The following is a 14,880-nucleotide window of genomic DNA, read 5'->3' as shown; positions in this document are numbered from 1 at the left end:
GGAGGGGAGAAAGATCGAGTATGTAAATGTAGTGATGCTGTCCAGTGCGAAAGCATTGGATCGGCTCTTTACTTATCGGGTACCGCCGGAACTGGCCGCTCTGGCGGAAATCGGTTCAATCGTGCAGATTCCTTTCGGCAAAGCCAATAAGACCCAAAAGGCTTTGGTGGTAGAAACGGAAGTTTCCGCACCGGAGCAGGTTTTTGAAATCAAGAGTATTTTAAATGCTGCACCGGAACAATTACTCAGGGAAGAACAAATTTCGCTGGCGCGGTGGATGAAAAAATATTATGCCGCCACCCTTCCGTCGGTCATTAAATTAATGCTGCCGCCGTCTTTTCAGGTGCGGCCGAAAAAACAGGTTATTTATTTTCTGAAAGCAGATCCGGCCGGAGCCGCTGATTATCGCGATGCTTTGGCGGGACAGCGTTATCAAAAAAGGCGGGATTTAATTGATTATTTTCTTCACTTTAAACAGCAGGATTTTCCGGAACTAAGGGAGCAGAGTTTTTACAGCAAAGCGGCTCTGGATGCTTTATTGCAGGATGGGCTGATTGGCCGGCAGGAAACGGCTCTGTCGGTACTGGCGCCGTACCAAAAGGATATTTCCCGGCCAGCGGTCAAAAAGCAGCTGAACGCCGGACAGCAAAGAGTATATCAGGCTATCCGCTCGGATTTTCGGGGGGTGCATCTGCTCCGGGGCGTAACCGGGAGCGGCAAGACGGAGATTTATTTTGAACTGATCGAGGATGTGCTGAAAGCGGGGAAGCAGGCGATTGTTCTGTTTCCGGAGATTATTTTAACCTTTGCTCTGGTCCGCCGGTTTTTGGAGCGTTTTGGCGATGCAGTCGGTTTATTTCACAGCCGCTTGTCCGAGGGTGAGAAACTGACGGAGTGGGAAAGAGCCCGAAACGGTGAGATCAAAATCATGCTGGGGCCCCGCTCGGCGCTGTTTGCGCCGTTAGCGAATCTGGGCATCATCATTATTGACGAGGAGCATGAAAGCAGTTATAAATCAGAGCTGATGCCAAAGTTTCATGCGGTTGAGACGGCGGCCAAAATGGGGAAAATTTATGATATCCCGGTTATTTTAGGCAGTGCTACGCCCTCGGTGGAAAGTTATTACTACGCCGGGCAGGGAAGATTCCGGCTGCACCGTCTGGAGGAGAAAGCATTGACCGACCGGCCGGTGGAATCGCATTTGATTGATATGCGGCAGGAGCTGGCGAATGGCAATCGCTCTTTTTTGAGCGCTGAGTTAGAGCAGGCAATCAGCGGAGCGCTGGCCCGCAGGGAGCAGGTCATTTTGCTCAATAACCGGCGCGGTTATGCCAAGTTCGTATCCTGCCGGAAATGCGGCTTTGTTTATCAATGTCCGGATTGCGAACTGCCGCTGACTTATCATAAGGAGCCGGAAGAGATGATATGTCATCACTGCGGCTTCAGCCGGCCGGTGCAGAGAACTTGTCCGAGCTGCGGCAGTCCTTATTTAAAAGCTTTTGGCATGGGGACGCAAAAAATTGAAAAGGAATTAAAAATCAAATATCCGGAAACGCCGGTGATCCGGATGGACCATGACAGTACCCGAACCAAGCATGGTCATGACTTAAAACTGCAGGAGTTTGCCCGAGCCGAGAGCGGGATTTTAATCGGCACGCAAATGATTGCCAAAGGACTGGATTTTCATAATGTAACAGTGGTCGGTGTTTTGGCGGTTGATCAGGGATTATATACCGATGATTTCCGAGCGGGGGAAAGAACCTTTCAGCTGCTGACTCAGATGATTGGCCGGACGGGCCGGGGCGGTAAGCCGGGGCAGGCTTTTTTGCAGACCTATTCGCCGGAGCATTTTGCCGTTAGAGCCGGGCTCTGTCAGGATTATGAGGCTTTTTACCGGGAGGAGATTCGTTACCGGCAATTACTGAACAATCCACCTTTTCGTGAAATCCTGGAAATTGTAGTGACACATCCGGTTCTGGCGGAAGCGAAACGGATGGCAGCGGCACTGACAGCGGAGCTGAAACAGCTGATCGCTGCTAAAAAATGGGATATTGCCATGATCGGCCCGGCTGTGCCGTATGTATTTAAGCAGGCGGGGGCTTACCGGGAGGCTCTATTGTTAAAGGCAAATCAACATAAAGAGTTGACTTTTCTTATGCATTACCTATATAATAAAAAGATAGAGAAAATGGGTTTTGGACTTTATCTGAGTATCAATCCGCAGTTTTTTAGTTAAAACTCAATTTTCCCATGTTTAACGGAACAGCCTTTTTCAGGCAGACCGCTCGTTAAGGCAGAAGTAGGTAGCACTTCGATTAGGAGAAAGTTGGGTTAATACATTAACTTTTACAGGAAGGAAAACATAAAATTATGGCGTTACGAAATATTAGAATTATCGGCGACGAGGTGCTGCGCAAGCGGGCCAAGGAGGTAAAGCTGTTCAACCAAAAACTGGCTGTTTTGGTTGAGGATATGGTCGATACCATGTATGAATCAAATGGCGTCGGTTTGGCGGCACCGCAGGTCGGCGTTTTAAAAAGAGTGTTTGTTATTGATGTGGGCGACGGGGTGGAGGTTTTTATCAATCCGGAAATTATAGAAACCAGTGAAGAAACCCAAAAGGATATTGAGGGCTGCCTTAGTATTCCGGGAGAAAGAGGCTATGTTATCCGGCCGCAGCGGGTTAAGGTCAGGACTTTGACGCTGGAGGGTAAGGAAAGGCTGGTGGAGGCAGAGGGGCTTTTTGCCCGGGCTATTTGTCATGAAAATGATCATTTAAACGGTCAGCTTTATATTGATATTATGGAAGAGGAAGAGGTGCCGGAGGAAATCGAGGGCGAAGAGGAATTTGACGAATAGGTGTGAACACAGGAGTTATTTCTGCGGCGGTTTAGAAATTGCCGGCAGTAAAGGAGAAATATGAAAATAATTTTTATGGGGACGCCGGAATACAGTGTTCCGACGTTAAAGGCGCTGATTGACTCCGAGCATGAGGTAATTGGGGTGTATACCAAGCCGGATAAGCCCAAGGGCCGGGGCAAAAAAACAGAGATTACGCCGGTTAAGGCACTGGCCTTGGAAAACGGTCTGCCGCTGTTTCAGCCGGCTACATTTAAGGACGAGGGAGCGGTACAGGAGTTTTGCGATCAGCCGGCGGATATGGCTGTGGTGATTGCTTACGGGCTGCTCTTGCCGGAGGCGGTCTTAAAGGCGTATCCGCGCGGCTGCGTTAATCTGCATGCCTCGCTTCTGCCTAAGTTTCGGGGGGCTTCGCCGATTCAGGCGGCTATTTTGGCCGGGGAAACGAAAACCGGTGTAACGTCAATGCAGATGGATAAAGGGTTAGATACCGGCGATATGCTGCTGCGGGCGGAAATTACTTTAAACGGAACGGAAACAGCAGGGGGACTTCATGACCGGCTGGCCCGGATGAGTGCCGAGCTTTGTCTGGAAACGCTGCGAGCCTTGGCAGACGGGACGGTTTCGCCGCAGGCGCAGGAGGAGGATGGGGTGTCTTATGCCGGTAAGATTACCAAGGAAATGGGCAAAATTGATTGGAATGATTCAGCGGCCGCAATTGACCGGCAGATTCGGGGAATGAATCCCTGGCCGAGTGCGTATACTTATTGGCAGGGGAAGCTGTTAAAAATATGGCAGGCGAAGCTTTTACCGGCGGCGGGCGGCAAAGCGGAAGCGGGGCTGGTACTGAGTACCGGTGAAGCGGGGATTGAAATTGCCTGCGGACAAGGTGCTCTTCTGATTGAGGAGGTGCAGTTGGAGGGGAAAAAGAGGATGCCGGCGGCAGCGTTTTTAAATGGCTATGAGGTGGCAGTTGGGGGGAAGTTTGAGTGTTAGATAGGGGGGCCAGTCACCCATTGTTTTAGCACTTGTTCAAAACTTGCGTCCTGCGGACGCTTCGAACAGTTGAACTGCGTGCCAAAACGATGGGTTCTGGCGAAAAACTTGATTTCATTTATTTGGTGAAAAACATTGGCTTGAATAAACAGAAGGCACAGCTTTAGATAAAGAAATAGAGCATTTGGATAAATAAGAAAAGAAGGAAACGAATGAAAAGAGAACGGGCGATTGTGCTGGAAATTTTGCTGGAACGCACGGAGAAGCGCTTTTTTAAAACGATTTATTTGCAAAAGATGGCGGATTATCCTGATTTGAACCGGGCGCAGCGGGCTTTTATTAAGAGGCTGGCGCAGGGCGTGCTGGAAAGAGAATATACGCTGGATAAGCTGCTGCGTTATTATTCCAAATTGCGTCTGAAAAAGCTGAGTCCGGTGGTGCATGAGATTTTGCGGCTGTCGCTTTATCAGCTGATGTATATGGATAAGATTCCGGCTTATTCGGTGGTTCATGAGGCGGTCGAACTGGCCAAAGAGCGGCGCGAGTTTCGGGCAGTCCCTTATATTAACGCCCTGCTGCGCCGGGTGGCCGACAGTCAGGCGGCAGCGGCGGAGTATCTGGAGTCGCTCCGCCGGCAGGGAGATTGGCAGTCCTTTTATTCTTTTCCGCAGAAAATCATTGCGCTTTTGCAGGAAAGCTATTCACGCTCGACAGTGGAAGGTATTTTAAGTGACTCTTTACTGGAAAAACCGCTCAGTTTGCGGCTGATTGCGCCGGATGCAGCCGGACAGGCAGAGGTGGATGCTTTTTTGCAGCACCGGGTTGACCGGATCAGAGGAGAAGGCGTATTATTCCCGCAGGTTAGGAAATACAGCGGCAGCATTGAGGAAGAAGCGGTTTTTCAAAAGGGATATGTTCAGGTTCAGGATGAAGCCTCCATGCTGGTCGGTTATTTGGCAGCGGCGGAGCGGCCGCGGCTGGTTTATGATTTATGTGCGGCGCCGGGCGGAAAAAGTGTTCATTTGGCGGCGCTTTTGCCGGAGGCAAAGCTGATTGCGTCGGACTTATCGGAGTCTAAAGCCGAAAAGATAAGAGAAAATATTCGCCGCTTAGGTTTAAAAAATATTGAAGTGACGGTGCAGGATGCGGCGCAGGCTGATGTCCGCAAGAAAGAAGCGGCTGACTGCGTGCTGGCCGATGTGCCCTGTTCGGGACTGGGCGTGATTGCGGGCAAACCGGATGTTAAATACCGGCTGACCCGGCAGACAGTGGCCGAGCTCAGTAAGATTCAGGAGCAGATTTTGGAGCAGGCGGCCCGCTATGTCGCGCCCGGCGGAACTTTGCTGTACAGTACTTGTACTTTGCTGCCGGCGGAAAATCAGGACAGAATCGGCGCTTTTTTAAAAAAGCATCCGGAGTTTACGTTGTGCGATATTTCGCTTGACCCGGTCTTTCAAACGGCGGGCGGCCAGCGGCTGTCAGCCGCCGGCAAGCTGATTTGGCAGCAGGGGATGCTGCAGGTTTTACCAGGAGAATTACAGGGCTTTTTTATTGCTAAACTGCAAAGAATGCCATAAAGCGGCAGCTGTCTTGTGTACTGCTGCGGTGAGCATTTAAAATCAAAAGATTAACCGGGGCTAAAAAGCGATTTCGTTTTTCCGGCAGAGAGAGGAACGAAAGCAAACATGGATGAGTTTTGACAGCTGTCGAATGAATATGAAGAACTTATACGGTTGAGGAACTTATACAGTTAAGGTAAAGGAATTTATGGAAGAGCAAAAAATCAATTTATTAAATCTGACGCTGCCGGAACTGGAAACGTGGATACAGGCGCTGGGCGAGCCGAAGTTCAGGGCCGGCCAAATTTTTGACTGGCTGCACCGCAAGCAGGTTACCCGGATTGAAGAAATGACGAACTTGTCTAAGGCGCTGCAGGAAAAGCTGCGGCAGGCGGCGGAGGTGCCGGAAGTGGAAATGATTCGGCTTCAAACCGACCGGGAGGACGGTACGCAAAAGTTTCTGTACCGTTTGGCTGATGGTCAGTATGTGGAAACGGTGCGGATGAATTATGAGTTTGGCAGTTCGCTGTGCATTTCTTCGCAGGTCGGCTGCCGGATGGGCTGCACTTTTTGTGCTTCAACGCTGGGAGGCCTGAGCCGGAGTTTAAGCGGGGCGGAGATGCTGCTTCAGTTTTATGAAAGCGAACGGCGGTTCGGGTCGCTCCATTCCGTGGTGGTGATGGGCATGGGCGAACCGTTTGATAATTACGCAGAGCTGCTGCGCTTCATTGAGATCATTACTCATTCGAAAGGACGTAATCTGGGGGCCAGACATATTACGGTTTCAACCTGCGGCTTAGTCCCTCAGATAAAAGCGTTTGCAGATCTTCTTTGGCAAGTGAATCTGGCGGTCAGCCTCCATCAGGCGACACAGGAAAAAAGGGCGGCCATCATGCCCATTGCCAGAAAATATGATCTTAAGGAACTGAAAGAAGCTTGTCTTTATTATGTAGACAAAACCAATCGCCGGATTACGTTTGAGTACGGGCTGATTGAACAGGAAACTGACCGGATGGAGGACGCGGAAGCACTGGTTCGCTTTTGCCGCGGGCTTTTATGTCATATCAACTTGATTCCGATCAATCCGGTGGCGCGTAAGGAACAGCAGCCTCCGGATAAAAGAAGACAATATGCTTTTAAAAATTATTTGGAAAAAGCGGGACTGCCCGTTTCCCTGCGCCGGACGCTGGGGAAAAACATTGATGCAGCCTGCGGCCAATTGAAGAAAAAAGAGGAAGAGCTATGCAGGTAACAGGATTAACGGATATCGGGAAAGTCAGAAAGATTAATGAGGACAGTTATTTTTTCAGCCGGGAACGAGTGGGCGGAGCACCGAACTTATTTTTGGTGGCTGATGGACTGGGCGGCCATAATGCCGGTGAGGTGGCTTCCCGGATGGCGATTGACACGGTGGTCGCTTATTTTCGGGAGCATCCGGCCGAGGACTGCCGGGCGGCTTTAGCGGCGGCGGTTGTTCGGGCCAATCAAGCGGTGTATGCTTATGGCCGGGAAAATATTGATTGCCGGCATATGGGAACGACCTTGGTTGGGCTGATTCTTTTGCCGGAGGAATATGTGCTGATCAATATCGGTGACAGCCGGGCTTATTTGTACCGGCAGGGAGAGCTGCGCCAGATTACCAAAGATCATTCGCCGGTGCAGGATTTGCAGGAGAGCGGTCTGATTACCGAGGAAGAGGCCTTTTCCCATCAAAACCGCAATTTAATCAGCCGGGCGATTGGAATTGAAAGTGATGTTTCCCCGGATCTTTATAGCGTACCGGCCGAGGAGAATGATATTCTCTTGTTGTGCAGCGACGGACTGAGCAGTTATCTGCGCCGCCGGGAATTGGAAGAAATTTTTGGGCAGGAAGCGGAAATTTCGGCTTTGGCAGCCGGATTGATTCAGGAAGCCTTAAACCGTGGCGGCGGCGATAATATTACGGTCATACTTGTTAAAAACGAGCGGGAAAGCGAGGCCGGCTATGCTGAATAAGGGAGATTTAATTAACAATCGTTATGAAATTATCAAACGAATCGGCACCGGCGGCATGTCGGACGTTTATAAGGCCAAGTGTCATAAGCTCAATCGTTATGTGGCGATTAAGATTTTGAAACCGGAACTGTGCGAAGATGAAAATCTGGTCAAGCGCTTCAAGGTGGAGGCACAGGCTGCGGCCGGGCTGTCGCATCCCAATATCGTGGCGGTTTATGATGTCGGCGATGAGGATGATTTTCACTATATTGTGATGGAATATTTAGAAGGCAAAACTCTGAAAACGGTGATTAAAGAACGCGGGGTTTTAACCGAGGCGGAAATTTATCATGTCGCTTCCAGTGTTTTGGCGGCCTTGTCGCATGCTCATAACAATCATATTATTCACCGTGACATCAAGCCGCAAAATATTTTCTGGACGAAAAACAATAAGGTTAAGGTTATGGATTTCGGCATTGCCCGGGTCATTACCGATAAAACCATTGATATGAATGAAACTCTGACCGGATCGGTGCATTATATTTCCCCGGAGCAGGTCAAAGGTCTGGTGCAAAATGAAGGCAGCGATATTTACTCGCTGGGGATTACCATGTATGAGATGGCGACCGGCGAGGTTCCCTATGACGGGGATAATCCGGTTAATATTGCGCTCATGCATTTAGACGGCAAGCTCCCCGGGATTTGTGAAAAGAACCCGAAGATTAGCCGCAACTTTGAAACCATTATTTATAAAGCTACGGAAAAGAAGACGATTAACCGCTATGCTACGGCCAAGGAAATGCTGACGGACCTGAAGGCGGCGTATCAGCATCCGGAGGAGGTAATTGAATATACCAATAATGACAACGGTGCGACATTGGTCATCCCCAAAAATGAAATTAAGCAGATTTGGAGCAATAAGGAGTACCGGAGCTTCGGCGGGGAAAAGGATCCTTACGAAAAGCTGATTCGATGGGCAGCGATTGTCTCAGCTTTTGTGGTGGTAGCGATTTTGACGGCCATTATCGTGCCGGCCAATATTCATAACTGGGTGCCGAAAATGGTAACCGTTCCGGATCTTTTTAATTTGAATGTTGAGGAATTGTCACTTCGCTATCCCGATTTGAAATATGCTATTGAGGGCTATGTCTACAGCGATGAGGTTACCCGGGGACGGATTGTCGAGCAGGATACCAAGCCGCTGGAAAGCGTGAAAGCGGAATCCATCATCGGTGTCATTGTCAGCAAGGGCGTTGAGGAAAAGCCGGTTCCGGATGTGCTTAATTTCAGTTACAGTGAAGCAGAAAAAAAGCTGCGGGAACAAGGTTTTTCGGTTGAGCAGATTATAGAAAACAACAACACGGCGGCCATCGGCAATGTTTTTCGCCAGTCGCCGGCTGCGGACAGTCTGCTACCCAAAGGCGGGATTGTGACTATCTATGTCAGCAAAGGGGCGGAGGTTGAACTGGTTGAAGTGCCGCCGCTGATCAATCAGCCCAAGCAGGAGGCAATTGCCCGCCTGACGGAACTGGGCTTTATCGTCAATGTATCGGAAAGCTATAATGACCACTATGAAAAGGGACGGGTGGTGATGATGAGCATTGCTCCCGGCAATAAGGTAGTGAAAGGCTCGTCGATTGATTTGTCCGTTAGCTTAGGGAAAGAGTTTATTTCCAAAAAAATGGAAATTCGGATTAATTCGCCTTTTGGACCGGTTCAGGAAAGCGGTATTATTAAGGTAACGCTGACCCAGGGAGATACGGAAAAGGTTCTGCTGGAAACGGAAGTACGGATTGATCAATTCCCGCTGATGCTGACGCCCGAAGGTACCGGTACCGGTATTATTACGGTTTATCTGGACGGGGTCAAGCAATATACTCGGCAAATTGTTTTTACCGAGGAATAAAGCCGGATAGGAAGAAAATTACCGCTCTGTGCGCCGCTTTACAAGGAAACCGTGCAGAGAGGAAGCAGAAAATGAAAAGTGAGGAAAGCGCAGATGGAGCAGACAGCAGAATGAAAGGCAAAATAATCAAGGGGATAGGCGGTTTTTATTATGTGCAGACGGATTGTGAACTGATAGAATGTAAGGCCAGAGGACTTTTCCGTAAAACCGGAGAGAGCCTGTTGGTTGGGGATGACGTGGAAATCGAAGCGGCCGGGGAGGCCGGTAAAGGTTTTATCGTCAGGATTTACCCGCGCCGAAATGAGCTGATCCGGCCGCCGGTATCCAATGTTGATCAGGTACTGCTCCTGTTTGCGCTGGAAGAACCCAAGCCTAACTTTAATTTGCTGGATCGGTTTTTGATTATGCTGGAGCAGAAAAAGCTGCCGGTCGTGCTGGGCTTTAATAAGGCTGATTTAAAGAGCGATGGACTGGATTTTTTAGAGCATTATCAGGCAATCGGTTATCCGGTTCATGTTTTTTCCGCGCACCATTCCCAGCCGGAAGAATTGCGGGGCTTGCTGGCGGGTAAAACAACGGTGCTGGCCGGGCCGTCCGGGGTCGGCAAATCAACTTTGGTTAATTTTTGGCAGTCGGAAGTGGTGATGAAAACCGGAGCGGTCAGCCAAAAAATCGGCCGGGGCAAACATACAACCCGGCATGTCAATTTGATTGCACTCGATGAAAACAGCTTTGTGGTTGATACCCCGGGCTTTACTTCCTTTGATTTGCGGGATATCAATTACCGGCAGCTGCACCGGTACTTTCCGGAGTTTGCGGCGTATGAGGCGGGCTGTCAGTTTCTGGACTGTCAGCATGATCGGGAAAGCGGCTGCGCCGTTAAAGCAGCGGCCGAGGCAGGAGATATTTGGATGGGGCGCTACCGGAACTATCTGCAAATTAAAGAAGAGCTGAAACAAAAAGATTCCGGTTTAGGCAAGTTGCAAGAAAAACACGGCAGAAAGGAGCAAAAATGGATAAAAAACGGAAAATAGCGCCGTCAATCCTATCGGCTGATTTTACCCGCCTGGGTGAAGATATCCGGCAGATTGACCGGGCCGGCTGTGACGAGATTCATATTGATATTATGGACGGCAATTTTGTGCCCAATATTACTTTTGGACCGATGCTGGTTAAGCAAATTCGGCCTTTGACAGAGAAACCCTTTGATGTTCATTTAATGATTCGGCGTCCGGAGGACTTTATTGCCGCCTTTGCTCAGGCCGGAGCCGATACGATTACAGTTCATGTGGAAAGCAGCCTGCACTTGCACCGGCTGCTGACGGAAATTAAAAAATTGGGCAAAAGAGCAGGGATTACTTTAAATCCGGCGACACCGCTGTGTATGCTGGAGGAGCTTTTGCCGGAGGCCGATCGGGTGCTGGTCATGTCGGTTAATCCGGGCTTTGGCGGACAAAGCTTTATTCCGTCGGCCCTTGACCGGATTGCCAAATTAGCTGCCTGGCGGCAGGAAAAAGGGTATCACTATGATATTGAAGTGGACGGCGGGGTTCATGCCGGCAATGCCGGTCAAATTGCGGCAGCCGGTGCCGATATTTTAGTGGCCGGTTCGGCGGTGTTTGGCGCCAGCGATATCGCGGCGGCTATCCGCCAAATCAAGGGAGAATAAAGGTCGACAAGACAGAAGTGAAAATAGAAAGCAAAAGTAGCCGAAGGGACAAGAGCAAGGACGTTAAGGTCAGTCACCGGCTTTTTGCGGAGAAAGGCGGAGAGATATGAAGCGGCTGTGTTATGCGATTGTGGCCGGCGGTTCGGTCAGTGCCGGGCAAGTTCAAAAATTGCAAAAAAAGGCTGAAAATCTGATTTGGATTGCAGCCGACAGCGGCGCTGAGGTCTTGTGGCAAAACGGAGTAGTTCCCCATATTTTGATTGGTGATTTGGATTCTCTTTCGGCCGAAACTTTGCAGGCTGTGAAAAGCAGGGGGCAAACCGAAATTTTTCGGTTTTCACCGGAAAAAGATATGAGTGATACTTATCTGGCCTTGCAGGCGGTGAGGCTTTTGCATACGGGCGGCAGCCGGGCCTTGTTTTCCGCTTGGCAGGCGATACACCTGCCGGCTGAAAATGCCGGATTTGAACAGATACCGGCAGAGGATGCCGGGCGTCAAAACTGCGGCCTCAAAAAGCCGAAGGTGGTTTTGCTCGGTGCAGTCGGGAGCCGCCTGGATCATAGCCTGAGCAATTTATGGATTTTGTTTGATTTCATTGCTGACATGAAGCTGACGGTTTGGACGGACAAAGGCCGGATTCGGGCATACAGCGGATCCAAGCGGCTTTCTTTTAAAAGCAAAGAAAAGTATCCGTTTTTCAGCATCCTGCCGCTGTCAGAAAAATTGGAAGGACTTAGTTTAAAGGGCTTTCGTTATCCTCTAAAGAACCAGACCATCCCTCAAAATCAGGCCTCCTGGCTGCTCAGCAATCAACTGACAAAGAAACGTGCCAAACTAAAAATCCGCAAGGGCAAGTTTCTGGTGATCCGCAGCCGGGATTAGTGGAGAACGAATAAAAAAGACTGGAGCAGGGCAGCGGATTGTTAAGATCCGATTAAAAAATATTTTTTACTGGCTTTTTGAAGCCGAAATATGCTATAATTAGCGTACATTCTTTGAACGTTAAAACGCTTTTTGGCAGACAAAGCCGAAAAAAGTGCAGAGAAAAGAGAATCCATAAAAATATTTATTGTTTAAAAAATGAACAGCGGACATTAAGAGATGGTTTGCAGAAACGGATAGACTATGATACATTATATTAAAGGGGAACTGGCGCATATCAGTGAAAATGAAATCGTGATTGAAAATAACGGTATCGGTTATCTGATTGAAGTACCGCTGTCGGTACTGCCGGCATTGCCGCCTAAAAATGAGGAAGTTAAAATCTATACGGAGCTTTATGTCCGGGAGGATATGCTGAAATTATTCGGCTTTTTAACCGAAGAAGATTTGCAGATTTTCCGAATGCTGATCACAGTCAGCGGGATCGGGCCCAAGGGAGCACTGGCCATTCTGTCGCTGATGACACCGGAGCAGCTTCGGTTTGCGATTTTGGCGAATGATGTGGACAGCATTTCAGCGGCTAAGGGCATCGGCAAAAAAACGGCCTCGAAGCTGGTAATTGAATTGCAAGACCGATTAAAGGCCAAGATTGGGAGCGGAAATGAATCGGCTGTGACTGTCGGCAGCCGGGAAGTTAGTCCGCGTTCGGAAGCTGTCGAGGCACTGGTTGGTTTGGGCTATTCGGTCGCGGAAGCTACGGCAGCGCTCAAAAAAGTATCGGAAGAAAACAGTTTGGAAGAAATGATTAAGCTGGCACTTCGGTATTTATCACTGTAATAATGGCAGTCTTTTCAATGGAGAGTCAGACAAATGCTTTCGGCTGGTTTGAGCGCAGAGGAAAGCTGAAAATAGATAGCAGGAGTTGGGGAAGATGAAGGATCGGATTATCACCGGCGGTTTAATCGAAGAAGATATGGGCTTGGACAATTCACTCCGGCCCAAGAGAATGGAAAATTATATCGGCCAGACCAAGGTCAAGGAAACGATGAAGATTTATATTGAAGCCGCCAGAAGCCGGAAAGAAAGTCTTGACCATGTGCTGCTTTACGGCCCGCCGGGACTGGGCAAAACAACCTTGGCCGGGATTATTGCCGAGGAAATGAACGCGCCGATTCGGATTACGACCGGGCCGGCGATTGAGCGGCCGGGCGATATGGCGGCGGTGCTAAACAGCTTAAAAGACGGAGAAATTTTATTTATTGATGAAATTCACCGAATGAGTCGGCAGGTGGAAGAAATTCTCTATCCGGGGATGGAAGATTTTGCGATTGATATTTTGATTGGCAAAGGGCCTTCAGCCAAGTCGATCCGGATTGATTTGCCAAGGTTTACGCTGGTTGGGGCAACGACCCGGATTGGCCTTTTATCCTCGCCGCTGCGCGACCGTTTCGGGGTTATTCAAAAGCTGGAATATTATGAAACTGCCCATTTGCAGGAGATTATTTGTCGGTCGGCTGAAATTTTTAATGTAGAGATTGATGAAGAGGGAGCCAGAGAGCTGGCGCTGCGCAGCCGGGGAACACCGCGGATCGCTAACCGCCTGCTGAAACGGGTGCGGGATTTTGCCCAGGTCAAATATAACGGCCGGATTACCGGGCGGGTGGCCAAGGAATCGCTGGATATTTTGGATGTCGATCCTTTGGGACTGGACAAAAATGACCGGCGGCTGCTTTTAGGCATGATTGAAAAATATAACGGCGGGCCGGTGGGACTGGAGACCATCGCTGCCACCATCGGCGAAGAAGCCGATACGGTTTTGGAGGTTTACGAGCCGTATTTGATGCAGCAGGGACTTTTGCAGCGGACGCCGCGCGGCCGGAAGGTTACGCCGTTCGGCTATAAGCATTTGGGGCTGTCAGAGGAAAGATATCAGGAAACGCTGCGGCTGGATGAGGAGTAGGGGGCAAAGCTTTGGACGAGGAATTGAAATTATTAAATATTATTGCGGGGCATGAAAAGATTAATCAGCGGGCTATCGCCAGAGAAGTCGGAGTTTCTTTAGGGACAATTAATTCCATGCTGCGCGCTTTGGAGGAACGGCAGTATTTGCTGATCAGCAAAACGGCCAATAATTCCGCCCGCTACCTCTTGACCGAGGACGGCAAAAATTACCGCAGCCAAAAGCTATATCAATACATTGAGGAATGTTCGGAAATGGTGACAAGGGTGCGGACGAATTTGAAAAACCTGCTGCTGGCACTGGTATCGCAGGGAGTGAAAGATTTTTATATATCGGAAAAAGAGGACGAGCTGTACCGAATTGTGATGCTGCTTTTAATTGAAATTTCCCATAAGTTTCCGGTGGCATATCACTTGACGGTTCCGGCAGAAATATCAGAAAGCGCCGCAATTTTGGGGTGGAAAGAGGGAAACGGCTATCAGACCCATCCCCAATATGTAGCGGTGATTGATGCCAATTTTAATGCCTGACGTATTCTTGACGAATAAGGAGATCGCAATGGAAAACCAAACAAAAGTGTTGATCGGCGGACAAGTCTATACTTTAAACGGAAATGAAAGCGAAGAATATATGCAGCGGGTGGCGCTTTATTTAAATAAAAAAATGGATGAATTAAAAAGCGGTGCCGACCTGAAACGAATGAACAGCAAGATGCAGTCGATTTTGCTGGCAATTAATATTGTTGACGATCTCTTTAAAGAAAGAAAAAACGTGGAAGAAGAAAAAAAGCGGGTGCTGGCTCTGACCAATGAAAATAAGAGGCTGCACCGGGAAATTGAAAAGACCAAGCAGGAACTGGAAGAATATTTAAAGGTTTTAAACGCGGAATAATCCGGCGGGCGAAAGTGAAACCCGCACGGAAAGCGGAACTTTTGACATGCTTCTCTCCGCAAAAGATGTGTTTTTGGAGGGGGGCTGTGCGTCTGCAAAAGATTGTGCCTTTTGGTTGGGGAGGTGCGTGCCCGTATGGAACTGTCAAGTATTTCGGCAGGGCAGGTTGAATAAACAGAGAAA

Annotated in this window: 14 protein-coding genes; all 14 read left to right on the top strand. The window is 49.2% G+C overall.

The window, feature by feature from the left end; all coding sequences use genetic code 11:
* The first annotated feature begins 34 nt into the window (after positions 1–34).
* Positions 35–2,236, top strand: coding sequence for a primosomal protein N' (gene priA, locus C3V36_10560; protein ID AVM69647.1), 2,202 nt, complete (start codon positions 35–37; stop codon positions 2,234–2,236).
* Positions 2,237–2,370: 134 nt separating this feature from the next.
* On the top strand, positions 2,371–2,859 hold the full coding sequence (gene def / locus C3V36_10555; protein ID AVM69646.1) for a peptide deformylase: 489 nt from the start codon (positions 2,371–2,373) through the stop codon (positions 2,857–2,859).
* 60 nt (positions 2,860–2,919) lie between these two features.
* Positions 2,920–3,855: a methionyl-tRNA formyltransferase gene (locus tag C3V36_10550; GenBank protein ID AVM69645.1), complete on the top strand. Its 936-nt coding sequence runs from the start codon at positions 2,920–2,922 to the stop codon at positions 3,853–3,855.
* Positions 3,856–4,067: 212 nt separating this feature from the next.
* Complete coding sequence (locus tag C3V36_10545) at positions 4,068–5,432, top strand: hypothetical protein (GenBank protein AVM69644.1); 1,365 nt, start codon at positions 4,068–4,070, stop codon at positions 5,430–5,432.
* A 190-nt stretch (positions 5,433–5,622) separates the two neighbouring features.
* Positions 5,623–6,666, top strand: coding sequence for a 23S rRNA (adenine(2503)-C(2))-methyltransferase RlmN (rlmN, locus tag C3V36_10540; protein ID AVM69643.1), 1,044 nt, complete (start codon positions 5,623–5,625; stop codon positions 6,664–6,666).
* Complete coding sequence (locus C3V36_10535; protein ID AVM69642.1) at positions 6,657–7,409, top strand: Stp1/IreP family PP2C-type Ser/Thr phosphatase; 753 nt, start codon at positions 6,657–6,659, stop codon at positions 7,407–7,409. Before rlmN ends, C3V36_10535 begins: the two co-directional genes overlap by 10 nt.
* Positions 7,399–9,294, top strand: coding sequence for a Stk1 family PASTA domain-containing Ser/Thr kinase (pknB, locus tag C3V36_10530; GenBank protein AVM69641.1), 1,896 nt, complete (start codon positions 7,399–7,401; stop codon positions 9,292–9,294). Before C3V36_10535 ends, pknB begins: the two co-directional genes overlap by 11 nt.
* Before the next feature lie 110 nt (positions 9,295–9,404).
* Positions 9,405–10,328, top strand: coding sequence for a ribosome small subunit-dependent GTPase A (gene rsgA, locus C3V36_10525; GenBank protein ID AVM70519.1), 924 nt, complete (start codon positions 9,405–9,407; stop codon positions 10,326–10,328).
* Positions 10,307–10,963 (top strand): ribulose-phosphate 3-epimerase, encoded by a 657-nt coding sequence (locus C3V36_10520; GenBank protein AVM69640.1) that lies wholly within the window; start codon positions 10,307–10,309, stop codon positions 10,961–10,963. Before rsgA ends, C3V36_10520 begins: the two co-directional genes overlap by 22 nt.
* Positions 10,964–11,069: 106 nt before the next feature.
* Positions 11,070–11,846, top strand: a complete 777-nt coding sequence (locus C3V36_10515) for a hypothetical protein (protein ID AVM69639.1) — start codon at positions 11,070–11,072, stop codon at positions 11,844–11,846.
* A 243-nt stretch (positions 11,847–12,089) separates the two neighbouring features.
* Entirely contained in the window at positions 12,090–12,683 is a 594-nt protein-coding gene (locus C3V36_10510; protein AVM69638.1) for a Holliday junction branch migration protein RuvA, read from the top strand.
* Positions 12,684–12,777: 94 nt separating this feature from the next.
* Positions 12,778–13,806 (top strand): Holliday junction branch migration DNA helicase RuvB, encoded by a 1,029-nt coding sequence (locus C3V36_10505; protein AVM69637.1) that lies wholly within the window; start codon positions 12,778–12,780, stop codon positions 13,804–13,806.
* An 11-nt stretch (positions 13,807–13,817) separates the two neighbouring features.
* Complete coding sequence (locus C3V36_10500; GenBank protein AVM69636.1) at positions 13,818–14,336, top strand: hypothetical protein; 519 nt, start codon at positions 13,818–13,820, stop codon at positions 14,334–14,336.
* A complete protein-coding gene (locus tag C3V36_10495) occupies positions 14,317–14,697 on the top strand; it encodes a cell division protein ZapA (GenBank protein AVM69635.1) in 381 nt (126 codons plus the stop codon). The genes C3V36_10500 and C3V36_10495 overlap by 20 nt, the downstream gene beginning before the upstream one ends.
* Positions 14,698–14,880: the final 183 nt, after the last annotated feature.

It is taken from the genome of Lachnospiraceae bacterium oral taxon 500 (assembly GCA_002999035.1).
GTDB lineage: Bacteria > Bacillota > Clostridia > Lachnospirales > Vallitaleaceae > W11650.
This window is presented reverse-complemented; position numbering and strand designations above follow the sequence as displayed.